The organism is Bacillus cereus group sp. N21 (genome assembly GCF_016483395.1).
GTDB classification, from domain to species: domain Bacteria; phylum Bacillota; class Bacilli; order Bacillales; family Bacillaceae_G; genus Bacillus_A; species Bacillus_A pseudomycoides.
The window spans coordinates 1-250 of sequence record NZ_JAEHBX010000389.1 but is presented as its reverse complement, the minus strand read 5'-3'; the positions used below and the strand labels follow the sequence as shown (position 1 = coordinate 250).

The window sequence follows — 250 nt, the reverse complement described above, 5'->3', positions numbered from 1 at the left end:
ATGTCATACTACCTTAGTCGAACATTTCCTCTTTAAGATTGTTTAACTCTAGTGAAACTGTATCCAAAAATTCATTTACCCCTTTTATTAATATCGTACAAGACTTATCTATTAATTCTTCAATCTCTTCTGTCTTCTCTGGGATATCTGACGAGCTATAATTTAAGGAATCTAAACGTACATCATAACTAGATTTCCGCATTATGTTTACATACCGGATAGTAGCCTCATAGATTTCGCTACTAATTTG

General features: G+C 32.4%; 1 pseudogene. It reads right to left on the bottom strand.

What is annotated here, in order from left to right:
• Window positions 1–13 precede the first annotated feature (13 nt).
• A pseudogene (locus JDS96_RS31325) lies at window positions 14–250 on the bottom strand (hypothetical protein); the annotation flags it as partial.